22 protein-coding genes and 1 pseudogene are annotated in these 22791 nt (G+C 72.1%); 13 read left to right on the forward strand and 10 right to left on the reverse strand.

The features are described 5' to 3' along the window. Nucleotides 1-21 precede the first annotated feature (21 nt). From BUE41_RS11460 to BUE41_RS11475, 4 genes are all read right to left on the reverse strand, one after another. Nucleotides 22-1167, reverse strand: a complete 1146-nt coding sequence (locus BUE41_RS11460; RefSeq protein ID WP_073457011.1) for an acyl-CoA dehydrogenase family protein — start codon at nt 1165-1167, stop codon at nt 22-24. Nucleotides 1168-1173: 6 nt separating this feature from the next. Further along, complete coding sequence (locus BUE41_RS11465; RefSeq protein ID WP_073457012.1) at nt 1174-2346, reverse strand: acyl-CoA dehydrogenase family protein; 1173 nt, start codon at nt 2344-2346, stop codon at nt 1174-1176. 204 nt (nt 2347-2550) lie between these two features. Next, nucleotides 2551-2730, reverse strand: coding sequence for a YbdD/YjiX family protein (locus BUE41_RS11470; protein WP_073457013.1), 180 nt, complete (start codon nt 2728-2730; stop codon nt 2551-2553). Then, nucleotides 2727-4895 (reverse strand): carbon starvation CstA family protein, encoded by a 2169-nt coding sequence (locus BUE41_RS11475; RefSeq protein WP_234997181.1) that lies wholly within the window; start codon nt 4893-4895, stop codon nt 2727-2729. Before BUE41_RS11475 ends, BUE41_RS11470 begins: the two co-directional genes overlap by 4 nt. A gap of 205 nt (nt 4896-5100) precedes the next feature. Between BUE41_RS11475 and BUE41_RS11480 the strand changes: the two genes are divergently transcribed. The 6 genes and pseudogenes from BUE41_RS11480 to BUE41_RS31265 all read left to right on the forward strand — a co-directional run bounded on the left by BUE41_RS11480 (nt 5101) and on the right by BUE41_RS31265 (nt 10103). Further along, the gene (locus BUE41_RS11480; RefSeq protein WP_073457014.1) at nt 5101-6585 is read left to right on the forward strand and encodes a sodium:solute symporter family protein; all 1485 of its coding nucleotides are present in this window, start codon (nt 5101-5103) and stop codon (nt 6583-6585) included. Further along, nucleotides 6582-7142 (forward strand): RNA polymerase sigma factor, encoded by a 561-nt coding sequence (locus BUE41_RS11485; protein ID WP_084754774.1) that lies wholly within the window; start codon nt 6582-6584, stop codon nt 7140-7142. Before BUE41_RS11480 ends, BUE41_RS11485 begins: the two co-directional genes overlap by 4 nt. Next, nucleotides 7139-7441, forward strand: a complete 303-nt coding sequence (locus BUE41_RS11490) for a hypothetical protein (protein WP_073457015.1) — start codon at nt 7139-7141, stop codon at nt 7439-7441. The genes BUE41_RS11485 and BUE41_RS11490 overlap by 4 nt, the downstream gene beginning before the upstream one ends. 15 nt (nt 7442-7456) lie before the next feature. After that, nucleotides 7457-9334 carry a metallophosphoesterase gene (locus BUE41_RS11495; RefSeq protein ID WP_073457016.1) on the forward strand — a complete coding sequence of 626 codons (1878 nt, stop codon included), beginning with the start codon at nt 7457-7459 and terminating at the stop codon, nt 9332-9334. Nucleotides 9335-9352: 18 nt separating this feature from the next. Further along, nucleotides 9353-9841: pseudogene (locus tag BUE41_RS32875) on the forward strand (SDR family oxidoreductase); the annotation flags it as partial. Between the two features lie 67 nt (nt 9842-9908). Then, nucleotides 9909-10103 (forward strand): SDR family oxidoreductase, encoded by a 195-nt coding sequence (locus BUE41_RS31265; protein ID WP_200803872.1) that lies wholly within the window; start codon nt 9909-9911, stop codon nt 10101-10103. A 70-nt stretch (nt 10104-10173) separates the two neighbouring features. Here BUE41_RS31265 and BUE41_RS11505 read toward each other — a convergent pair whose 3' ends face one another. Genes BUE41_RS11505 through BUE41_RS11515 form a run of 3 tightly spaced genes read right to left on the reverse strand, consistent with a single transcriptional unit; the run spans nt 10174 to nt 13906 of the window. Continuing rightward, nucleotides 10174-12534, reverse strand: coding sequence for a xanthine dehydrogenase family protein molybdopterin-binding subunit (locus BUE41_RS11505; protein ID WP_073457018.1), 2361 nt, complete (start codon nt 12532-12534; stop codon nt 10174-10176). After that, nucleotides 12534-13028: a (2Fe-2S)-binding protein gene (locus BUE41_RS11510; RefSeq protein ID WP_073457019.1), complete on the reverse strand. Its 495-nt coding sequence runs from the start codon at nt 13026-13028 to the stop codon at nt 12534-12536. The genes BUE41_RS11505 and BUE41_RS11510 overlap by 1 nt, the downstream gene beginning before the upstream one ends. Continuing rightward, nucleotides 13025-13906, reverse strand: coding sequence for an FAD binding domain-containing protein (locus BUE41_RS11515; protein WP_073457020.1), 882 nt, complete (start codon nt 13904-13906; stop codon nt 13025-13027). Before BUE41_RS11515 ends, BUE41_RS11510 begins: the two co-directional genes overlap by 4 nt. Nucleotides 13907-14019: 113 nt before the next feature. Here BUE41_RS11515 and BUE41_RS11520 point away from each other — a divergent pair, with 113 nt between their 5' ends. Together BUE41_RS11520 and BUE41_RS11525 are read left to right on the forward strand one after the other, a co-directional pair. Continuing rightward, a complete protein-coding gene (locus tag BUE41_RS11520) occupies nt 14020-14850 on the forward strand; it encodes a hypothetical protein (protein WP_073457021.1) in 831 nt (276 codons plus the stop codon). An 80-nt stretch (nt 14851-14930) separates the two neighbouring features. After that, a complete protein-coding gene (locus tag BUE41_RS11525; RefSeq protein ID WP_073457022.1) occupies nt 14931-15545 on the forward strand; it encodes an EthD domain-containing protein in 615 nt (204 codons plus the stop codon). A 16-nt stretch (nt 15546-15561) separates the two neighbouring features. On the opposite strand, the gene BUE41_RS11530 is transcribed toward BUE41_RS11525, so the two are convergent. Further along, nucleotides 15562-16113 (reverse strand): nuclear transport factor 2 family protein, encoded by a 552-nt coding sequence (locus BUE41_RS11530; RefSeq protein ID WP_073457023.1) that lies wholly within the window; start codon nt 16111-16113, stop codon nt 15562-15564. 52 nt (nt 16114-16165) lie between these two features. On the opposite strand from BUE41_RS11530, the gene BUE41_RS11535 reads away from it, so the two are divergent. Genes BUE41_RS11535 through BUE41_RS11545 form a run of 3 tightly spaced genes read left to right on the forward strand, consistent with a single transcriptional unit; the run spans nt 16166 to nt 19187 of the window. Then, complete coding sequence (locus BUE41_RS11535; RefSeq protein ID WP_073457024.1) at nt 16166-16924, forward strand: enoyl-CoA hydratase/isomerase family protein; 759 nt, start codon at nt 16166-16168, stop codon at nt 16922-16924. Beyond that, nucleotides 16921-18567, forward strand: a complete 1647-nt coding sequence (locus BUE41_RS11540; protein ID WP_073457025.1) for an AMP-binding protein — start codon at nt 16921-16923, stop codon at nt 18565-18567. Before BUE41_RS11535 ends, BUE41_RS11540 begins: the two co-directional genes overlap by 4 nt. Next, entirely contained in the window at nt 18567-19187 is a 621-nt protein-coding gene (locus tag BUE41_RS11545) for a carboxymuconolactone decarboxylase family protein (protein ID WP_073457026.1), read from the forward strand. The genes BUE41_RS11540 and BUE41_RS11545 overlap by 1 nt, the downstream gene beginning before the upstream one ends. A gap of 92 nt (nt 19188-19279) precedes the next feature. Here BUE41_RS11545 and BUE41_RS11550 read toward each other — a convergent pair whose 3' ends face one another. Further along, the gene (locus tag BUE41_RS11550) at nt 19280-20887 is read right to left on the reverse strand and encodes an FAD-dependent oxidoreductase (protein ID WP_281690240.1); all 1608 of its coding nucleotides are present in this window, start codon (nt 20885-20887) and stop codon (nt 19280-19282) included. Continuing rightward, nucleotides 20884-21093, reverse strand: a complete 210-nt coding sequence (locus BUE41_RS31835) for a hypothetical protein (RefSeq protein ID WP_073457027.1) — start codon at nt 21091-21093, stop codon at nt 20884-20886. The genes BUE41_RS11550 and BUE41_RS31835 overlap by 4 nt, the downstream gene beginning before the upstream one ends. Nucleotides 21094-21238: 145 nt before the next feature. Here BUE41_RS31835 and BUE41_RS30735 point away from each other — a divergent pair, with 145 nt between their 5' ends. Together BUE41_RS30735 and BUE41_RS11560 are read left to right on the forward strand one after the other, a co-directional pair. After that, a complete protein-coding gene (locus tag BUE41_RS30735) occupies nt 21239-21397 on the forward strand; it encodes a hypothetical protein (protein ID WP_159444894.1) in 159 nt (52 codons plus the stop codon). A 207-nt stretch (nt 21398-21604) separates the two neighbouring features. After that, complete coding sequence (locus tag BUE41_RS11560; RefSeq protein ID WP_073457028.1) at nt 21605-22786, forward strand: thiolase family protein; 1182 nt, start codon at nt 21605-21607, stop codon at nt 22784-22786. Nucleotides 22787-22791: the final 5 nt, after the last annotated feature.

Here is a 22791-nt window from a genome sequence, read left to right on the forward strand (position 1 = left end):
GGACGGCGAGTCCGGGAAGCCTCACACGTAAGGCGCCCCGATCGGGTCCACGACGTCGTGCTCACGGACCCGCTCCGCCAGCCGCCCGAGGGCCCAGTCCCGATCGCCCAGCAGGTGGTCGACCGCGGTGAGCCGGCTCAGCCGGTGCCCGACGGAGTACTCCGCCGTGACGCCGATGCCGCCGTGCAGCTGCACCGACTCCTGGCAGATGTGCCGGCCGGCCTTGCCGGTCTGCAGCCGGGCCCGGTCCGCGGCTGCCACGACGTCCCCGCCGGTGTCGATCACCAGTGTGGCCCAGAGCGCGACGCTGCGGGCGAGCTCCAGGGAGACGTACATGTCGGCGGCGCGGAAGGTCAGCGCCTGGAAGGTGTTCAGGGTGACGCCGAACTGCTTGCGCGTCTTGAGGTACTCGGTGGTCGCGGCCAGCGCCGACGCCATGATCCCGACCGTCTCGTTGGCGTAGGCGATCCGGGCCCTGGCCAACCCCTCCTCGATCTCGGCCGTGTCGTCCGCGGCGGTGCCGAGCGGTTCCGCCGGGGTTCCGGCGAACGTGATCCGGGCGGCCCGGCCGCCGTCGTGGGTGCGGTAGCCGGTGCGGGTCACTCCCGCCGCGTCGCCCGGGACGAGGAACAGCTTGGTGCCGTCGCCGGTCGCGGCGCTCACCACGAGCAGGTCGGCCCGCGCCCCGTTGGGCGCCGGCTCCTTGGCACCCGTGAGCTGCCATCCGCCGCCGTCCTGCGTCGCCCGTACGCCCGCGGCCGACGACGTCCACCGGGTGCCCGGCTCGGCGTGGGCGAACGCGACGATCTGCGAGCCGTCGGCGATGCCGGAGAGGATCCGGGTGCGTTGCTCGTCGGTGCCGACCGCGTCGACGAGGCCGCCGGCGAGCACGACCACCTCGACGAACGGCTCGGGCGCGAGCACCCGGCCGATCTCCTCGGCGACGATGGCCACCTCGACGGGCCCGGCGCCGGTGCCGCCGTGCTCCTCGGCGAACGGCAGTCCGAGCAGGCCCATCTCAGCCAGCCGGGCCCACAGCTTCTCGTCGAAGCCGGGATCGTTCGCGGTGACCTTGCGGCGCTGCTCGATCTCGCCGTACGCGCGCTCCAGCAGGGCCCGGACGGCGTCGCGCAGGTCGTTCTGCTCGGTGTCGTAGTCGAAGTCCACGTCAGCTCAGAGCCCCAGGATCGTGCCGGCGATGATGGTGCGCTGCACCTCGTTCGAGCCTCCGTAGATGGAGGTCTTGCGGTAGTTCAGGTACTCGGGCGCCGTCCGGCGCGCCCACGGCGGCACTTCGGAACCGTCGCCGGCGAACGACGCGATCGCGAGCGGCCCGGCGATGTCGAGCAGCAGCTCGGTGGCGGCCTGCTGCAGCTCGGAGCCGCGCAGCTTCAGCACCGACGACGCCGGGTGCGGCTTGCCGTCGGCCGAGTGCGCGACCACCCGCAACGCGGTCAGCTCCAGGGCGAGCAGCTCGTTCTCCACCTCGGCGATCCGCGCGGCCATCCGCGGGTCCTCCAGCAGCGGCCGGCCGCCGCTGGTGACGGCGCGGGCGTGCTCCTTGGCCTGGGCGAGCAGTCGCTTGGTGAACCCGATCCGGGCGATGCCGACGCGTTCGTTGCCGAGCAGGAACTTCGCGTAGTCCCAACCGCGGTTCTCCTCGCCGATCAGGTTCTCCGCGGGCACGCGGACATCGGAGAAGAAGACCTCGTTGACCTCGAAGCTGCCGTCGACCAGCTCGATGGGCCGCAGCGTGACGCCGGGCGAGTCCATCGGGAACACCAGCATCGAGATGCCGCGCTGCTTCTTCGCGGTGGGGTCGGTGCGGACCAGGCAGAAGATCCAGTCGGCGTGCTGGCCGAGCGTGGTCCAGGTCTTCTGCCCGTTGACCACCCACTCGTCCCCGTCGCGGACGGCGGAGGTGCGCAGCCCGGCGAGGTCGGAGCCGGCGTCGGGCTCGGAGAAGCCCTGGCACCACCAGATGTCCAGGTTGGCGGTGGGCGGCAAGAACCGCTCCTTCTGCTCCTGGCTGCCGAACGTCGCGATGACCGGGCCGATCATGCTGGCGTTGAACGGCAGCGGCTCGGGGACGCAGGCCATCTGCATCTCCTCGCGCCAGATGTGCAGCTGGAGCGGGGTCCAGTTCCGGCCGCCCCATTCGACCGGCCAGTGCGGCACGGCCAGGCCCGCGGCGTTGAGGATCCGCTGGCTCTGCACCCACTGGTCCTTGGTCAGTTCCCGGTGCGAGGCGACGGCCTCGCGGATCGACTCGGGGATCTCGGTCGTGAAGAACGTGCGCATCTCCTGCCGGAAGGCTTCCTCCTCCGGCGACAGCTGCAACCGCATCGGACCTCGTCTCTGACTGATGGGGGCGACGCCACCGAACGTGGACACCGACACTGTCAAATAGCGGGTGCTCCCCGCAACGCTCATGCCCCGTCCGAAGGGGAGGACCCGGACACCGCGAACGGCCCTCTCGTCAGCGCGGTGCTGACGAGAGGGCCGTTCACCGTGCTCCGCTGCTGGTCCAGTGGCGATCCGGCCGGGGACTCAGCAGCAGCGGCTACCCGGGGCCACCTCCGCCGCGTCGAGCCGCCGGCGCTCGAACTCGCGCCGGGACAGCGGCGGCCGGTCCGGGTGCGTGCGCGCGTGCCGGGCCAGGTAGTGGTCGTACGCCGACTCCCCGGTCAGCTCGCGCAAGTACCAGAGCACGGCGCGCAGCACCTTCACCCCCGGTCACCGCCTGCCGCCATCGCCATCGCCTCCTTCTCCTCGCGCGTGGCGAACAGCCCGGACGGCGCGACGATCTTCGACGGCACCGCGGGTGCCTCCGTCGTCGGCCACGGTGTGGGCGAGGTCAGCGCCCGGTACCAGACCACCACCGCGTTGGCGATCACGATGATGATCAGCAGCGCGAACACCGCGGACAGGATGCCGTCGACGGTGGAGTTGACGACGACGGCCCGCATGTCGTCGAGGTCCTTCGCCGGCGCGAGCACCCGGCCCTCCGCCAGTGCCTCGGCGAACCGGGCCCGCTGGGCGAAGAAGCCCAGCGTCGGGTCGGGGGAGAAGATCTTCTGGTAGCTGGCGGTGAGCGTGACCGCCGCGTCCCAGGCCAGCGGGATGCCGGTGACCCACGCGTACTTCGCCCGGCCGGACGTGATCAGCAGCGTGGTGCACACGGTCAGCGCGACGGCGGCGAGCAGCTGGTTGGCGATGCCGAACAGCGGGAACAGCTGGTTGATGCCGCCCAGCGGGTCGGTCACCCCGGCGTAGAGGAAGTACCCCCACGCCCCGACGACGACGGCGCTGCACAGGTAGAGGCCCGGCTTCCAGTTCACGTTCGCCATCGGCTTGTAGATGTTGCCGAGGGTGTCCTGGAGCATGTAGCGCCCGACGCGGGTGCCGGCGTCCACCGTCGTGAGGATGAACAGCGCCTCGAACATGATCGCGAAGTGGTACCAGAACGCCTTCAGCGCGGTTCCGCCGAAGATCGCCGAGAAGATCTCGGCCATACCGACGGCCAGCGTGGGGGCGCCACCGGTCCGGGCGACGAGCGTGCTCTCCTGCACCGACGCGGCCGCAGCGGCCAGCTGCTCAGGGGTGATGACGAAGCCGAGCCGGTTCACCGCCTCCGACGCGGACTCCAGCGTGGGGCCGAGGAACCCGGCGGGGGAGTTCATCGCGAAGTACAGGCCCGGGTCGAGGATGCAGGCCGCGATCAGGGCCATGACCGCGACGAACGACTCCATCAGCATCGCGCCGTAGCCGATGAGCCGCACCTGCGACTCCTTCTCCACCAGCTTCGGAGTGGTGCCGGAGGAGATCAGCGCGTGGAACCCGGACAGCGCGCCGCAGGCGATCGTGATGAACACGAACGGGAACAGCGACCCGGCGAACACCGGCCCGTTCCCGGTGAGCGCGAACTCGGTGATGGCGGTGGTGTTGAGCACCGGCGCCGACAGCACCACGCCGACGGCGAGCAGCACGATCGTGCCGATCTTCATGAAGGTCGACAGGTAGTCGCGCGGTGCCAGCAGCAGCCACACCGGTAGCACCGACGCGGCGAAGCCGTAGATCACCAGGCAGATGACCAGCGTGCGCGGGTCGAGCGTGAAGAACGGCGCGAGCTCCGACTCCTGCACCCATCCGCCCGCGACGATCGCCAGCAGCAGCAGAGCCACACCGATGAGGCTGGTCTCCACGACTCGGCCCGGGCGGATGTGGCGCAGGTAGATCCCCATGAAGATCGCGATCGGGATGGTCATCGCGATCGAGAACGTGCCCCACGGCGACTTCGCGAGCGCGTTGACGACGACCAGCGCCAGCACGGCGAGCAGGATGATCATGATCGCGAACACGGCGATCAGGGCGGCCGCGCCGCCGATCGGGCCGATCTCGTCGCGGGCCATCTGGCCGAGGCTGCGGCCGTCGCGGCGCATCGAGAAGAACAGCGTGACCATGTCCTGCACCGCGCCGGCGAGGATCACCCCGACGATGATCCAGATCGTGCCGGGCAGGTAGCCCATCTGCGCGGCGAGCACCGGGCCGACCAGCGGGCCCGCACCGGCGATCGCGGCGAAGTGGTGGCCGAACAGCACCCGCCGGTCGGTCGGCTGGTAGTCGGTGCCGTTGTCGAGCCGTTCCGCGGGGGTGGCGCGGTCGTCGTCGACCCGCAGCACCCGTTTGACGATGAAGCGGGCGTAGAAGCGATAGGCGATGGCGTACGAACCGAGCGCGGCCGCGACGATCCAGATCGCCGAGATCCGTTCTCCGCGCGCCAGCGCCAGCACGCTCCAGGCGACGGCGCCGACGAGCGCGACCGCGGTCCAGATGATGATCTGGCGTGGCGACAGGCGCGACCGCTGCCGGTCGTCCCTTTCCCGTACGATCACGAGCCCTCCTGCAGACCAGGCCGCAGCTGCGGTGCTGCGGCTCCGCCCCCTCAGTTGCGGAGCCCCCGCATCCGGTTGACACGCTCCCGGCAACTTTTCCGGTGGGTTGCGCGCGGCCGGACGGCTCACGCACCGTGCAGGTGGCCGGTGGACAGCCGCTGCGCCACGGCGTAGCTTCTCCGGCCGATCGGATGCGAGGAGCCGCATGATCAAGTGGGGGGAGACGCTCGCCTTCGTCGGCGTGCTCCTCGCCGCCTCCGCCCTCGCGGTCACCGCGCGCCGCCTACGACCGATCGAGAAGCTCCCCGACCTGCCCGGCTGGGCGCTGGCGGACCGTTCGCTCGGCCCCGTCACGACGTGGTTCCTGCTCGGCGGCTCGATCTTCACCGCCTACACGTTCGCCGCCGTGCCCGGGCTGGTGTACGCCGCGGGCGCCATCGGGTTCTTCCCGTTCGTCTACACCGCGCTGCTGTGCCCGGTCCTGTTCGTGCTGCTCCCGCGGCTGTGGCGGGCCGCCCGGGACGCAGGCGCGGTCACGGTGGCCGACTGGGTGCGCCACCGCTACGGCTCCCCGGCCCTCATGCTCGCCGTCGCGCTCACCGGCGTGCTCGCGACCATGCCCTACATCGCGCTGCAGCTCATCGGGGTGCGGGCGGTGCTCATCGCCGGCGGGCTCTACCCGCCCGGCCTGGTCGGCGACCTCGCGCTGACCGCCGTGTTCGCCGTCCTGGCGGTCGCCACCTACCGCAGCGGCCTGCGTGCGCCGACGGTGATCGCGTTCTTCAAGGGCGTGCTGATCTTCACCGCGACGATCGGCGTGCTGCTCGTCGTGCTCCACCTGCTGGGCGGGCCGGACGCTGCGCTGGCCACCGCCGAACGCCGGCTCGGCGCGACGACGGGCCGTTCGCTGTTCCTCGATCCCGAGCTCGGCCCGGCGTTCGTCTCGCTCGCCGTCGGCTCGGCGCTCGCGCTGCCCATGTACCCGCACGTGCTCACGGCCGCGTTCGCCGCCGACGGCCCGGCCGCGCTGCGGCGGGCCAGCGTCGCCATGCCGGCCTGGACGATGCTCCTGGGCCTGTTCAGCGTGCTGGCCGTGGCCGCGCTCGCCGCCGGGATCACGGCGCCGCCCGGCCGGGCCGAGGTGGCCGTGCCGATGCTGGTCTCGGCCGTGGTCCCGGCGGAGGCCAGCGGCATCGTGTTCGGCGCGCTGGTGGTCGGGGCGCTGGTGCCGGCCGCGGTCATGTCGGTGGCTGTCGCGGCGCTGTTCACCCGCAACGTCTACGTCCCGTTCTTCCACCCGACGGCGACGCCGAAGCACGAGGTGCGGGTGTCGCGGATGGTGTCGCTCTTGGTCAAGTTCGCCGCGATCGGGTTCGTCTTCGGGCTGCGCGAGCAGGACTCGATCAACCTGCAGCTGCTCGGCGGTGTCTGGATCCTGCAGACGATGCCCGCCGTCGTGCTCGGCCTCGTCAGCAGCTGGTGGCACCGCCACGGACTGCTCGCCGGTTGGCTGGCCGGGATGGTGACCGGCACCGTGCTCGTCGTCGTGCGCGGGTTCACCTCGGTCGTCGCGGTCGGCTCCGTGCTGCTGTACGTTGCCCTGGTCGCGCTGGCCGTCAACCTCGCGGTGGCCGCCGTCGCGACGATCGTGCTGCGCCGACGGGGGAGCGGGGCGGTGATGTCGACATGATCGGCTGGTGGGGGATCGCGGAGCGGGCCGCGGACGTGCCGGAGACCCGTGCCGAGGAGATCCACGACGATCGCGATCGCGCGGTCGAGGCGCTGTTCTCCGAGCACCGCCGGTCGCTGATCCGGCTCGCCGTCCTGCTGGGCGCCGACGACGCCGAGGACATCGTCTCCGAGGCCTTCTACCACCTCTACCGCCGGTGGCGGCGGCTGCGCTCGACCGACGCCGCGCTGGCCTACCTGCGCTCGGTCGTGATCAACCGGACCCGGATGCGGCTGCGGCACCTGCAGGTGGCCCGCCGGCAGCTGCAGCGCGACTCCGGGGAGAGCCCGGCGGTGTCCAGCGAGGCGCTGGCGCTGCTGCGCGACGACCAGCGCGCGGTCGTGGCGGCACTGGCGAGCCTCCCGGATCGGCAGCGAGAGGCGCTGGTGCTGCGATACTGGATGGAGCTGCGCGAACGCGAGATCGCCGACGCCATGGGGATCTCGCCCGGAGCGGTCAAGACGCACGTGTCCCGGGGGATGGCCGCGCTGACCCGCGCGATGGAGGAGCGACGGTGAACGACAGGGGCACGGACGAGCGGTTGCGCGACGCCCTCCAGGCACTCGCGGCGGGTGTGCCGGAGACGCCGGAGGACTTCCGCGCCGCGAGCTCGCAGTGGCGCCGCCGGGAGCGCCGCCGCCGCATCGTGCTCGCCGTCCTCGCGACCGTGGTGTTCGTCGTCGCCGACGGCCTGGCGCTGTGGGCGCTCAACCAGGCCGACCCCGACGCGCACGTGATCTTCTCCGACCCCGCGCCGGGCGTGACCGCCCCGCAGGACCCGAGCGCCGTGCCGCCGGTCCGCGCGGGCCAGCCCTGACCCGGGGAGGTGGCCGTGGGCCTGCCGATGCCGTTGGCGCGCGTGCTCGACGCGGTGCAGGGCCGCCGGACCCGGGTGCACGGGGAGCCCGCGGTGCGGTGGCTGTCGGTGCCGCAGCTGGTGCGCACGGCCGTCGAGGTCATGCAGGCCGCGTCGTTCGCGAAGTTCGCCGACAAGCGCGAGACGATGGCCACCACCCCGCGCGAGTTCTACCGGTTGCCCGATCCCGGGCGGGAGGACGTCTGGGTGGACTACGTCGCCGACACCGGTGACGGCTTCGACGCCACGTTCGCGACCGCCCGCTGCGTGTCCGGCGGCGCATCGGTGCCGATCGCGGCGACCGGGGCAGGCGCCCGCCCGGCTCAGGCCGATCTGCTGGTGCTGGGCGGTGACGAGGTGTACCCGACGGCGTCGGCGCTGCAGTACGAGCTGCGGTTCAACGAGGTCTTCCGGGCCGCGGCGAGCCTGGACCACGTGTTCGACCTCCCGCCGGTCGTGGCGCTGCCGGGCAACCACGACTGGTACGACGGGCTGGCCGCGTTCCGGCGCAACTTCTGCGAGTCGTGGGTCCTGCGCACCCCCGCCGGCCGCGGCGATCCGGTGCCTGCACCGATCCCCGTCCCGCCGCCCGCGGAACGCGACGACGTCGGCGGCTGGGGCGCGTTCCAGTCGCGCAGCTACTTCGCGGTCCAGCTGTCGCCGCGGTGGTGGCTGTGGGCCGTCGACAGCCAGCTGGACGCCCCGATCGACGCCGAGCAGCTCGCCTACTTCCGCGCCGCCCGCGCCCTGCTCGGCGACGCGAAGATCATCCTGTGCACGGCGAGCCCGAGCTGGCTGGAGGCGTCGGGCCGCGAGCTGTACTCCGCGGAGGCCGACAGCCCGCTCTACACGCTGCTGTGGTTCGTCGACCGCGTGCTCGGTGCCGCCGAGCGGCACCGGGTGCGGCTCGTGCTGACCGGCGACCAGCACCACTACTCCCGCTACACCTGCACCGACCCGGTCGAGCCGCCGCCCGCCGCCGAACCGGGCGCGGAGCCGGCCGGGGAGCTGGCCGAGGAGCCCGAGCCGTTCTGCCCGGAGCTGGTGACGTGCGGCGGCGGGGGAGCGTCGCTCGCCGCCACCCACCACCTGCCGGAACGGCTCGGGTTCGCGCTGCAGCCGTGGCCGAGCGGTTCCGGCGCGGGCGTGCACTACGAGCGCCGCACCTGCTACCCGGACGTGGACGTCTCGCGCCGCATCGGCACCTCGCAGTTCCTGTCGGCCGCGTGGCGCAACGGGCCGTCACTGCCGCTGCTGGTCGGCGCGGTCGACTACGTGCTGTTCCTGGCGTTCGCGCTGAACTGGCCGCTGTCCTGGGCGCGGGCGTGGCAGTTCTGGGTGCCGACGGTGGTCGTGGCCGGGATCCTCTACGGCTACGCGACCAGCGGCACCAAGGAACGGCGTTCCCGCAGACCGCGGGACCGGGCCAGAGCACTGCTCACCCTGGGCCACACGCTCGGCCACCTCGCCGTCGCCGCGCTGGTCGCGCTGCTCGCCGCCGCGCTCGGCGACCCGCCGACCGCGCCGTGGTACGTGATGATCTGGGCGTACCCGCTGCTGGCCGTCCTGGGCACGGTGGTGTTCGTGACCTACCTGCAGATCGCCGACCGCTTCGGCTGCCACACCCTTGAGGCGTTCTCCGGGCTGCGGATCGACGGCTACAAGTCCCACCTGCGGCTGCGGGTCGCCGCCGACGAGGTGGAGATCCACGTGCTCGGTATCGAGGAGGTGCCACCCGCGCGGCGCGCCGCCGATCTCGCCAGGGTGCTGCCGAGGGTGCACCTCGTCGAGTCGTTCACGGTGCCGTGGTCGGCGCGGGACCGGGCGCGGGAGGCGGTACCGGAGTCCGCGTAGCTCGCTCCTGCCGATCTCATGCGCGCTCGTGGACGACATCCGGGCGCTGCGGTCGTCGTCACCGGTGGCGCACAAGGACTCGGGCTGGAGATCGCCCGGACCGTGACGGGGGAGGGCGCGCACGCCGTCCTCCTCGACGTCGACGAGGCGGCGCTCGCCGCGGCGGGTACCGCCTTCGGGCGGTCCTGCACGACGCACGTCTGCGACATCCGCGACGCCGCGGCCGTCGACGCGGTGCTGGCCGCCGTGCAGGACCGCTGGCCCGCCGGTGTGCGGGCGCTGGTGAACAACGCGGGCGTGTTCACCGACGACGCGATCGAGGTGGTGCAGCCCGGCCGGGCGGAGCTGGCAGTCGCCGTGAACGTGCACGGCACGATGACCGTCACGAACGCGGTCCTCGACCGCGGGCTGCTCGATCCGCGCTCCGGCCAGATCGTGTTCGTCAACTCCTCGGCCGGTGACCCGCCGGGATCGGGCACGGGCGCTTCGGAGCGCCACTACGCGGTGTCGAAGGGCGCTGACCGCGTACGCGCGGGTGATCGCGGGGGCCTGCGCGAAGCGCGGCCGGATCCGGGTGACGACGCTCTACCCGGGTGGGATGGACACCGACCTCTACGCGAACGCCGGCACGGCGCCGGAGGTGAGCCACGGCCAGGAGTGGATGATGCCGCCCGAGCGGGTGGCCGCCGCGGTGGCGTTCGTGCTGCGGTTGCTGGAGGACACCGTCGTCTCGCGGCTCACGATCGGGCCGAACCTCGGGCCCCGCTGAACCCGGGCGGAACGACGACAGCGGCCCGGCCGCCGGGGGTCGGCGACCGGGCCGCTGCATGCCGCCACTGTCAGTCCGGTTCGATCACCCCCAGCAGCTCGAGCACTCGGGTCGGCGTGACCGGGGTCGTGGTGACCCGGCCGCCGCCGGCCTGCGCGAGCGCGTCGTCGATGGCGTTGAGCAGCGCGGCGGGGGCGAGCACTGTGCCGCCCTCACCGACCCCGCGGGAGCCGATGACCTTGTCGGACTCGTACTCGAGGTGCTCGATCTCGATGTCGGGGATCTCTGGCGCGGTGGGCATCAGGTAGTCCATGAACGTGGCGGAGAGGTACTGCCCGTCCTCGGAGTAGGCGGAGTGCTCCAGCAGCATCCCGCCGATGCCCATCGCGACGCCGCCGATGACCTGCCCGTCGACGATCGCCGGGTTGATCATCTTCCCGCAGTCCTCGACGACGAGGAACCGCTTGACCTCGACGTCGCCGGTCTCCTGGTCGATCTCGACCCAGCAGGCGTGGCTGGCCTGGGAGAACCCGCCGCCCTCGCCGTCGTAGCTGGCGACGTACTCCAGCTCGGTGTTCGTGCCGGGCGGCATCTGCTCGGGCGCGAGCCAGCACCCCATCGCGATCTGCGCGAGCGGCACCTGTGCGCCGGGCGCCCCCTTGACGGAGATGACCCCGTCGACGATCTGCAGGTCGTCGACGTTGGCCTCCAGCAGGTGGGAGGCGATGTCGAGCACGCGCTTCTTCAGCTCGCGCGAGCCGTAGACGACCGCGCCCGAGGCCATCGTCGCGGCCCGGCTGCCGCCGGTGCCCAGCATCGAGAACGGGGTGGCGTCGGTGTCGCCGTAGACGACGCGGACGTCGTCGAACCCGACCCCGAGCTCGTCGGCGACCAGCTGGGACAGCGTGGTCTCGTGGCTCTGCCCGTGCGGGGTCTGCGGGGTGAAGACGGTGACCTTCCCGTCGATCTCGATGCGGATCCGGGCCGGTTCGGCGCCGAACGGGAACCCGACCGCGGCCCAGAAGTCCTTCGTGCCCGGCGCCGGCTCGATGAACGTGCCGAGGCCGAAGCCGAGCAGCTTGCCGCGGGCGCGGGCCTCCTCCTGCTCGCGGCGGACCTCGTCGAAGTCGATCATCGAGACGAGCTTCTCGAACGTCTCGGCCGCCGTGACGTTCTCCAGCGTCACGTTGGTGATCATCTTGGTGGGCTGGTCGGCCAGCGTGATGAGGTTGCGCCGCCGCACCTCGACGGGGGAGATCCCGCAGGTCCGTGCGATCTTGTCCATCAGCCGCTCGCGCACCAGCGTCTCGACCGCCCACGGCCCGCGCAGCGAGATGTAGGACGCCTTGTTGGTGGCGACGATGTTGTGCCGGAACTGGTAGGCCGGCAGCCGGTAGGGCCCGGGCAGGGTGGTGCGGACGAGCCCGGTGTAGACGGTGGCCGGCGGGTTGATCGGGTACGCCCCCGCGTCGAGGTCCATCGTCACCCGCAGGCCCAGCAGCTGCCCGTCGGCCTTGACGGCGGCCTCCAGGGTCAGCTGCTCTTCGCGCGCGGCACCGGCGGCGATGAGGTGCTCGTTGCGGTCCTCCACCCACTTCACCGTGCCGCCGATCGCCTTCGCGGCCGCGCAGACGGCCACGTCCTCGCGGTAGGCCGAGAACTTCAGCCCGAACCCGCCGCCGATGTTGTTGGCGATGACCCGGAACTGGTGGATGGGGTGGCGGACCCAGCCCGCGAGCAGGAACCGCAGCGTGTGCGTCGTCTGCGTCGACGCCTCGTAGGTGAGCTGGCCGCTGCCGCGGTCGTAGGTCGCGACGCCGCCGCGGGTCTCCATCGGGTTGCACGCCCACCGGTGCTGGTCGAGCGTGTCGGTCACGATGTGGTCGGCCTGGGCGAACGCGGCCTCGATGTCGCCGAACAGCTGCTCGTCGGTGTGCACGATGTTGCCGGGGACGACGTCGCCGAACAGCTGCGGCGCACCCTCGGCCATCGCGGCCTTGGTGCTCATCACCGGCGGCAGCTCGTCGTACTCGACCTCGATCAGCTCGGCGGCGTCCTCGGCGATGTAGCGGCTCTCGGCCACGATCATCGCTACCGGCTCGCCCACGAACCGCACGACGTCGCGCGCGATCGCCGGGTAGGACGGGCTGTGCAGGCCCGGGATCGGCTGGGCGAAGTTCAGGTCATCGGCGATCGCGCTCATGTCGGCGCCGGTGAAGATGCGGACGACGCCTTCCACCTCGAGCGCCTTGGAGACGTCGATCGACACGATCCGTGCGTGCGGGACGGTGCTGCGCAGGAAGTGGGCGTGCAGCATCCCGCGTTCCTGCACGTCGTCGACGTAGCGGCCGGTGCCGGTGAGGATCTTGCGGTCCTCCTTGCGGTGGACCCGGGCCCCGACGAGCCCGGAGATCGCGCTTCCGCCTGCCATCACGCCTCCTTCGCCGCGGCGAGGGCCGCCTCGGCGCCGTCGATGATCTGCTGGTAGCCGGAGCAGCGGCAGATGTTGCCCGACAGCTCTTCGCGCAGCTCCGCCCGCGAGCAGGGAACGGGCTTGCCCGCCTTCTTCTCCTCGCACATGCCGTAGATCGCCATGACGAAACCGGGGGTGCAGAACCCGCACTGGAACGCGTGGCTGTCGCGCAGCGCCTCCTGCACGGGGTGCAGCTCGCCGTCGGGCAGGGTCACACCCTCGACGGTGGTGATCTCGGCGCCGTCGGCCTGCACGGCCAGCTGCAGGCAGGAGCGGGCGGTGACGCCGTCGATGATGACGGTGCAGGCGCCGCACACGCCGTGTTCGCAGCCGAGGTGGGTCCCGGTCAGTCCGAGGTCCTCGCGCAGGAAGTCGGCGAGCGTGCGGCGGACCTCGACGGTGCGGGTGTGGCGACGGCCGTTCACCGTCACGGTGATCTCACGGGTGTTCACGCGCTCTCCTTCGCACGGGTCGCGGCATTGCGCACGGCACGGCGGATGAGCACGCCGGCCAGGTGCTTGCGGTAGGCGGCCGAGGCGTGCAGGTCGCTGGCCGGGTGCAGGTCGGCGGTGGCGGCGTCGGCGGCCGCCGACAGGGTCTGTTCGTCGACCGTGTGCCCGACGAGCGCCGCCTCGGCCTTGCTGGCCCGTACCGGCTGCGCGTCCACACCGGACAGCGCGATGCGGGCCTCGGTGACGGTGTCGCCGTCGAGGCGGACCTGCGCGGCCACGCCGACCATGGCGAAGTCGCCGTGCCGGCGGGCCAGCTCCTCGTAGGCGGCCCCGGTGCCGGGAGCCACCGACCGGACGCGGACGGCCGTGAGGATCTCGTCCTCGGCCAGCGCGGTGGAGAAGAAGCCGGTGAAGAACTCCGCGGCGGGGATCGTGCGCTCGCCGTTCGAGCCGTGGGCGACCATCTCGGCGTCCAGGCAGAGCGCGACGGTGGGCAGCTCGGCCGCCGAGTCCGCGTGCGCGATCGAGCCGCCGATCGTTCCGCGGTTGCGGATCGCGGTGTGCCCGATGTGCGGGATCGCCGCGGCCATCAGCGGGCACGCCCGGGCGACGACGTCGGAGTGCTCGGCCGTGCGCTGCCGCACGAGCGCGCCGAGGGTGAGCACCCCGCCTTCCTCGGAGATACCCGTCAGTCCGGGGATGCGGTTGATGTCGACGATGCGGGCAGGGGTGGCGAGCCGCAACGAGAGCAGTGGCACGAGGCTCTGGCCGCCGGCCAGGACCTTGACGTCGCCACCGTCCTCGGGAGGCTCTGCGAGCATCTGCACCGCTTCGGCGATCGAGGTGGGCGATTGGTAGTCGAATGCAGCGGGCTTCATCGGCCCTCCGGGTGAGTTGACCAGCGTCGTTGCGGGATGGCCATTGTTATCAGAGTCCTGGGTTCGGGGCTAGGCCCGGGATGGGTCGATTCTCTGAGCACTATCATCAGAGAATGGACCTGCAGACGGTCATCGTCGAGGAGGCGCGCGGCCGGATCGTCGCGATCGACTCCGCCTACCACGTGGACGAGCGCAACACCGGTCGTGACGTCGTCGTCAGCGCGTCGTACTCGGGGGTGCTGCCGGCCCGGTTCGTCGCCGAGCGCGCGCCGCGCGCCGCGATCGGGCTGGACTGCGGCATCGGCCCGGAGGGCGCCGGCATCGCCGGGCTCTGGTACTACGAGGCCCTCGGCATCCCGGCGGCCACCGCCGACGTGATGACCGTGCTGCTCGGCGACGGCGTCGACGTCGTCGAGAACGGTGTCGTCAGCCGCGTCAACGCCCCGGCCGCGGCGTGCGGCGTGCAGCCGGGGATGCCCGTCCGCGACGCCGCGCTGATCCTGCTGCGCACCGACCCGGTCGCCCGCTCCGCCGCGGAGATCACCAACCGCACCGTGATGGAGGAGGGTCCGGACGGCCGCCAGGTCGTCTGCGCCGACTCGATCGCCTTCGGCACCGACGAGGACACCGACCGCAACGTGCTCGTCACCGCCGGCCACACCGGCCGCAGCGCGGTGCCGTACCTGCGCAAGGTGCGGCCGTGGGGCTTCATCTGCTCCGACGGCGGCCGGGGGCGTGACGACTCGGGCATCGCCGGCCTCAAGATCGTGGAGGAGGACGGGCTGGCCGGGGCGACCGTCGACGCCCGCACGGCGCGGATGGGCGACGGGCTGTCCAGCTACCACGACGGGATCATCAGCGCGGTCAACGCGGGTGCCCGGGCGCGGGGGGTGGAGATCGGGATGCGGGCGGCCGAAGCGGCGCACCTGCTCCTGCAGGGCTGACACTCGGGCGGGGCGGGGCGCCGTCCATTCGCGCCAATTCTGGGATACGATTATCATGTATTGATCGATATCCTCGGGCCGTGATCACCCGCTTCGGTCTCGCTCCCCGTCTCCCCGGCCTCTCGATCCCCGCTTTCCAGCACCACTGGCGCGAGATCCACGGCCCGATCATCGGCGTCCTGCCCGGGATCCGTCGCTACTGGCAGAACCACGCGATCCCCGAGGCGCTGCCCTGGCCCGGCTTCGACGCCTGCTCCGAGTTCGACGCCGAGGACATGGCCGCCTTCGACGCGATGTTCTCGACCGAGCACTACCTCACCGAGGGGCAGGCCGACGAGCGCAGGTTCGTCGACCGCTCGCGCGGCGGTGCCGTGTTCGCCCGGCGGATCGGTGAGGCGGTGCCCCTGCTCGACGGGCACGTCCGCATGCTGAGCTTCCTGCGCGGTGACCCGAGCGTCCTCGCCGAGGCGCTGGCGCAGCCGGAGCGCGGCGGAGCGGCCGCGGCCCGGGAGGCGTTCGCCCGGATACCCGAGGTCCCCGGCGTGTTCGACGCGGTGGAGGTGCTGTGGTTCGCCGACCCGGCGGCCGCGCTCGCCCACCTGTCCTCGGAGGCGGGCGAGCGCGACCGCAGGGAGCTGGCCGGGCTGGTGTTCGGCACCGAGCGCGTCCTGGCGCGGGTCCACGTCGTCGTCTGACCCGCGCCAGGAGCGGTCACGCCGAGGACTGCGCCGAGGTGTAGGCCTTCCAGGTGTCCAGGTTCTCCGGGATGTCGGCGGTGGTCGGCTCGGTCCCGGGCCAGCGCCGGCGCAGCGGGGTGGCGAGGACGTCGGGCAGCTCGGCGAGCGGGGCGGCGTAGAGCTGCAGGGCCCGGCGGGAGACGAACTTCCACCGGCCGTGCTCACGCCGGTACTGGTCGAGGTAGCGCAACGCCACCAGGAACGGCGTGGGCAGGATGGCCAGTTCCGCGTGCGCGGAGACGACGCCGGTGGCGGTGTCCGGACCGGTGAACTCGATCGTGTGGCTGTGCGGGTAGTGGTAGGTCATCCCGTACCGGTCGAGCTGGCGGCGGTAGTAGTCCATCACCGGCCCCCGCCCGTGGATCGGGCCGTCGGTCGAGTCGAACATCGCGTCCTCGGTGTAGAGGTCCGCGATGCCCTCGATGTCGCGGTCGTCGATCCGCCGTCCGTAGACCGCGACCAGCTCCTGGATCTCGGCCCGGTCCTCCAGCCGCCTGATCCGCGCTTCCAGGTCCTCGCTCGCCATGAGATGTCTCCACTCCGTTGTCGGGACGAATCCAGGGTGATAGTAATCATGTATGTCCGACGTGGTCACGGAGCGGCGCGGCGACGTCGCCTGGATCCGGCTCAACCGGCCGGACCGAATGAACGCCTACGACAGCGCGATGGGCGGTGAGATCCGGCGCGCTGTCCGGGAGGCCGCCGACGCCGGGGTCATCGTGATCACCGGCACCGGACGGGCCTTCTGCGCCGGTGGCTACCTGGCCAACCTCGCCGATCCCGACCCGAACGAACTGCGGGCGATGTTCTTCGCCTCGCTGGAGCTGTTCGAGACGATCCGCACCTCGCCGCGGCCCGTCATCGCCGCGGTCAACGGGGCGGCGGCGGGCGGCGGGAACGAGCTCGTGGTCGCGTGCGACCTCGCGATCGCCGCGCGCAGCGCCAAGCTCGGGCAGACCGGCCCGCGGGTCGGCAGCGCGCCCGTGCTGGGCGGTACCAACCTGCTGGCGATCTCGGTCGGCGAGAAGCGGGCCAAGGAGATCTCGATGATGTGCCGCCGCTACACCGCCGAGGAGGCGCTGGAGCTGGGCTGGATCAACGCCGTCGTCGACGACGACGAGCTGGAGGCCGAGGTGACCCGGTGGGCGGACGAGTTGCTCGCCCTGTCGCCGCGCTACCTGGAGATCGCGAAGATGAGTTCGAACGTGTGGTGGAACGCCTGCCGCGACAACTACGTGAGCGGGCTCGGCATGCTCGTGCAGGCCATCGGCTCGGAGGACATGCGCGAGGGCGCCGCGGCGTTCATGGAGAAGCGCCGGCCGAGGTTCCGTCGATGAGCGAGAAGAAGCCGCGGACCTACCGCGACCTGCGCCTGACCTTCCCCGACCGGCGCAACTGGACGCTGCCCTGGGTGCTGCGCCACCGCGCGTCGACCCACGGCGACCGCGTCTACCTCGACGTCCCGTTCCAGAGCGCGAAGCTGACCTACGCCGAGACGCTCGACGCCGCCGAGCGGATCGGCGGGGCGCTGCTCGCGGGCGGCTGCGAGCCGGGCGATCGTGTGCTGATCATGGCGCCGAACTGCCTGGAGTACGTGCTCGCGTGGTTCGGCTCGATGATGGCCGGGCTGGTCGAGGTGCCCATCAACACCGCCTACCGCGGCTCGTTCCTCGAGCACCAGGTGCGCACGGTCGCACCGACGGCCGCGGTCGTCGACGCGGCGTTCGTGCCGCACTTCCTCGAGATCGAGGCGGCGAAGGCGATCCGCACGTTCTACGTGCTGGGGGAGGCCGACGAAGCGATCGCGCGCCTGCGGGAGGCGGGCTGGGCCGCGGAGCCGTTCACGGCGCTCACCTCGGCGGAGCGGCCCGCGCAGCTGCCCGAGGTGGCCTACAACGATCTCGCGGCGATCCTGTTCACCAGCGGCACGACCGGGCTCTCCAAGGGCGTGGAGATGCCGCACGCCCACTTCTACTTCTTCGCCGACGAGTGCGTGTCGCTGTGCCGGCTCACCGACGCCGACGCGCACATGGCGGTCGGGCCGCTGTTCCACGGCAACGCCCAGTTCCTCGCCGCCTACCCGGCGATGATCGTCGGGGCGCGGTTCGTGCTGCAGCAGAAGTTCAGCGCGAGCCGCTGGGTCGACCAGCTGCGCGAGTCGCAGGTGACGGTCACCAACTTCATCGGCGTGATGATGGACTGGGTGTACAAGCAGCCCCGGCGCCCGGACGACGCCGACAACCCGCTGCGCTGCCTGTACGCCGTCCCGCTGGCCACGTCGATCGCCGCCGACTTCAAGGAGCGGTTCGGCATCGAGGCGTTCGTGGAGAACTTCGGGCTCACCGAGATCGCGATGCCGATCCTCACCCCCTACGGCGAGGAGCGCCCACCCGGTGCGGCCGGGCTGCTCGTCGAGGACTACTTCGACGTCCGGCTGGTCGACCCCGAGACCGACGAGGAGGTGCCCGTCGGCGAGGTCGGGGAGCTGGTGGTGCGCGCCCACCTGCCGTACACGATGACGACCGGCTACTACAACATGCCGGAGCGCACCGTCGAGGCGCAGCGCAACCTGTGGTTCCACACCGGCGACGGCCTGCGCCGCGACGCCGAGGGCTGGTACTACTTCGTCGACCGGCTCAAGGACGCCCTGCGCCGCCGCGGCGAGAACATCAGCTCGTTCGAGATCGAGCAGCCCATCCTCGGCCATCCCGACGTCGTCGACTGCGCGGCCGTCGGGGTGCCCGCCGACGCTGAGGCGGGGGAGGACGAGCTGATGGTGGTGGTGGTCCCGCGGGAGGGGGCGACGCTCACCGCCGAGGACGTGTGGGAGTGGTGCGAGAAGCGCCTGCCCGCGTTCTGCGTGCCCCGCTACGTGCGCATCGTCGATGCGCTCCCGATGACCCCGTCCGGGAAGGTCCGCAAGGCCGAACTGCGCGCTGCCGGGACGGCCGGTGCGGCAGACCGAGAAGGAGACCGCTGATGGCCCGCATCCGCATGCTGACCGCCGAGGAGTTCCCCGAGGAGCTGCGCGAGCAGCTCGACGCCGAGCACAAGACCCCCCTGGAGCTCGGCAACCTGCGCATCTACGCGCACCGGCCGGAGCTGGCCTCGGCCTACGCCAGGTACATGGGGGAGCTGCGCAAGCCCGGTCTGCTCTCGCGGCGGCTGATCGAGCTGGTGCGGCTGCGCGTGGCGTTCCACAACCAGTGCCGCAGCTGCATGGCCGTGCGCTACGCCGACGGGGCCGCCGATGGCGTCGACGAGGCGCTGGTGTGCCAGCTGGCCGATCCCGACGACGCGCCGGACCTCACCGACGCCGACCGGGCCGCGCTGCGGTTCGCCGATCTCATGGCGACCGACCACCTCAGCATCGACGACGAGGTGTTCGCGCAGCTCAGGCTGCACTTCTCCGAGGCCGAGATCGTCGAGCTGGGGATGAACATCGCCGCGTTCGTCGGGTACGGGCGGCTGTCGATGGCGATGGACATGGTCGATGAGCTACCGGAGCGCTACCGCACGCGCTCGGGTGCGCTCGTGACCCCGTGGAACCTCGAGGGCGAATCCGACGCGATCCTCCTCGGAGCCCCCCAGCAGAAGTAGGTCCGCAGTCGGTCGAGAACAGCCCGCCGAGGACGACCTCGCCGTGATCGAGAACTCTGGTGATCACGGCGAGGTCGTCCTCGGCGCCGGGGCTACCCGAGGGCCTCCACCACCAGCAGCGCGAGCGTGATCGCCCGGCTGAGCGAGAACCCGCTGTTGTAGCCCGCCCCGGAGGAGTTGAAGGCCGCGGCCGCACCGGCGGCGTAGAGGCCCTCCACCGGGTGCCCGTCCTTGTCCAGCACCCGCCCGTCCGGGTCGACGCTGATCCCGGTGAGCCCGATGCCGGTGCTCACCATCGTCAGGCGCATCCCGAAGAACGGCGGCTCACTGACCCCGCCGAGGTTCGGGTGCGGCTTCTGGTTCGGGTCACCCTGGAACCGCTGCCAGGTCGCGTTGGTCCCGCGCCCGAACTCCGGGTCGGACCCCTTCTCCACGTTCTCGGTGAACCGGGCCGCCGTGCGGGCCAGCTCGGCGCCGTCGATGCCCAGCTTCGCGCCCAGCTCCTCCAGCGTGTCCGCCGAGGCGACGACGTCGGCGGGGTACTCGCCACCGGGCGGGGTCGGGCCGAGGCCGTAGCGCTGGTGGTGGCGGGAGTCCCAGATCATGAAGCACGGCCGGTGCGGGCTGCCCGGCGCGAGCACCTTCTTGATCACCTCCCAGTACACGGCGTCGTCGCAGAACCGCCGCCCGGAACGGTCGACGATGAAGGTGTGCGGCAGCGAGTGCTCCCGCGCGACCTGGTAGCCGGGGTAGGTGTCGACGGGGTAGCCGAGCTGGACGGGCACCCGGTTCGCCGGTGTCACGAGGACGGCGCCGCCGGCCTGGGCCGCCAGCCGCAGCCCGTCGCCGGTGAGCGTCCGAGGTGCGACGCTGCCCCGCTCCTCCGGCTCCAGGCCGAGGTACTCGCGGGCGAGGTCGTCGTCCCAGTCGTAGCCGCTCGTCGCGATCACGACGGGGCCGTCGAAGATGCGGCGGCGCCCGTCCGGTGTCTCGGCGACCACGCCGACCACCCGTCCGCCGTCCTGCACCAGCTCGACGGCGGAGTGCTCCAGCAGGATCTCCACGCCGCGGTCGAGCGCGGCCTTGACGAACCCGCCGACGACGCCGGTCCCGAACGACCAGAGGTCCTCCTTCGCGATCGTCGCCGCCTCGCGCGCGGCGCCGAACGCCGAGGCGCGCAGGCCCTTGTCGAGCATGGCGCCGTAGGTCGTGCCGACGGGGAAGTGCGGGGTGACCCGCACCTTCGACCGCCACTCGCCCAGCAGCCGCGCGTCGTACACCGCGGTCAGGTAGCGGCCGGTCGGCCGGGCCCCCGGCGCGTCCTGGTAGTAGTCGGGGTAGTCCGGGATGATCTCCCAGCGCACGGCCCCGACGTCCTCGAACCACTTCGCCGCGCGCGGCGCCTCGGTGAGCCAGCGGCGCATGGCCGCCTCGTCGATGAGGTCGTCGTGCGGCCGCGAGATCCAGCGGATGTAGCGCTCGGCGTCCGCGACGTCGTCGGCGATGCCCTGCGCTTCCTCGAGGTGGTTGGCGGCCACCCACACCTGGCCACCGGAGAAGGACGCGGCCCCGCCGATCTGGTCACCCTTCTCCAGGACGGTCACCTGGTGACCGCGCTCGGCGGCGGCGACCGCTGTGGCGAGGCCGGCCAGGCCGGCACCCACCACGACGACCGGGCTGCGGTCGGTCAGCTCCGTCACGCCGGCACCCCGCTGATCGTGGACGCACCCACCACGGCGCGGAGCCCGGCGGTACCGGGCAGCCCGCTCGCCTGCAGACCGTACGGGTTCTTCGTGATGACGCCCTCGGCCGACGAGCCGACGAGCTCGGTGGTCGCGACGGGGGCTTCGGCGCCCGCACGACCGTCGCCGCCGACCGCGGCGAACGCGCTGAGAAGCCTGCGCATAGGGGGTCCCTCCTCGGTGCCTGCACTGCCACCAAGTTCGATAATCTCTGATAACGATATGCACGTCGAGGTTGTGCGGCCCCGTTGTGCGAGGAGTCGGGGGAGGGCTTCCGCTCCCGCGAATCCATGTATATGGTTATCAGCCGTGAGCACGTTGGTCCAGGCTGCGGCAACCGGCTTCCCCGCCGGGGGCGCCTGCGCGCTGCTCACCCTGCCCATCGCGCTGCTCGTCCTGGTCGTCCCGGTGGTCTTCATGATCTGTCCTGCCGGCCTGTTCGGCCGCCCGTCCGCGCAGCGCGCATGACCGCGTTCCTCGCCCGCATCCCCGGCCACGACGTCCCGCGCGCGCTGCCGGCGTTCCTCGCGGCCCACGCGTCCTGCGGGGCGCCGCTCGTCGGTGCACGTGCTCGCGGGCGGCCGGGTGCCGGCGTCCGGTCCGGTGTCGGAGTCCACGTCCCGGCAGCGTCTGGTGCAGGCGAAGGCGGGCGCGGTGGAGCAGTAGGAGGTTCAGGTGGATGAAGCGGTCCTGATCGACGCGGTCCGCTCCCCGATGGGGAAGGGCAAGCCGGGCGGCGCGCTGTCGAGCCTGCACGCGGTCGACCTGCTCGCCCAGACGATCGCGGCGCTGCTGCAGCGCACGGGGATCGATCCAGGGCGCGTCGACGACGTCGTCACCGGCTGCGTGAGCCAGGCGGGCGAGCAGTCGGGCAACGTCGGGCGGATGGCGTGGCTTGCCGCCGGGTTCCCCGAGCACGTGCCCGCGGTGACGGTCGAGCGCAAGTGCGGATCGAGCCAGCAGGCCGTGCACTTCGCCGCCCAGGGGATCATGGCCGGGGCCTACGACGTCGTCGTGGTCGCGGGCGTGGAGTCGATGAGCCGCGTCCCGATGGGCGTGGCGCGGATGGACGCCGACCCGTACGGTCCCTCGGTCACCGAGCGGTACGCACCGGGGCTCGTGTCGCAGGGCGTGGCCGCGGAGCTGGTGGCCGCGCGCTGGAAGCTCTCCCGTGAGCAGCTCGACGAGTACTCCGCCCGCTCCCACGAGCGCGCGGGCGCGGCCGCCGACTCGGGCGGGTTCGACCGCGAGATCGTCCCGATCACGCTGCCCGACGGCACCGTCGTCGACAAGGACGAGAGCATCCGCCGCGGCACGACGCCGGAGAAGCTCGCCGGGCTCAAGCCGGCGTTCGAGAACCCGGCGATCGCCGAGCGCTTCCCGGAGATCCGCTGGTCGATCACCGCGGGGAACTCGTCGCAGATCGCCGACGGGGCCAGCGCGCTGCTGCTCACCAGCGCCCGGGCCGCCGAGCAGCTGGGGCTCGAGCCGCGGGCGCGGTTCCGGGGGTTCGCCGTCTGCGGCGACGACCCGCTGACCATGCTCACCGCCCCCATCCCGGCGACGAAGCGCCTGCTGGAGCGCGCCGGGCTGACCATCGACGACGTCGATCTCTACGAGGTCAACGAGGCGTTCGCGCCGGTTCCGCTCGCCTGGCAGGCGGCGTTCGACGCCGATCCCGACCGGCTCAACGTCCGGGGTGGGGCGATCGCGCTCGGGCACCCGCTCGGCGCGTCGGGAGCCCGGCTCACGACGACCCTGCTGAACGCGTTGGAGGCCGGTGACGGGCGGCTGGGACTGCAGACGATCTGCGAGGCGGGCGGCATGGCGAACGCGATGCTGATCGAGCGTATCTAGGGGGA

The sequence above is a fragment of the Pseudonocardia thermophila genome, assembly GCF_900142365.1.
Taxonomy (GTDB): domain Bacteria; phylum Actinomycetota; class Actinomycetes; order Mycobacteriales; family Pseudonocardiaceae; genus Pseudonocardia; species Pseudonocardia thermophila.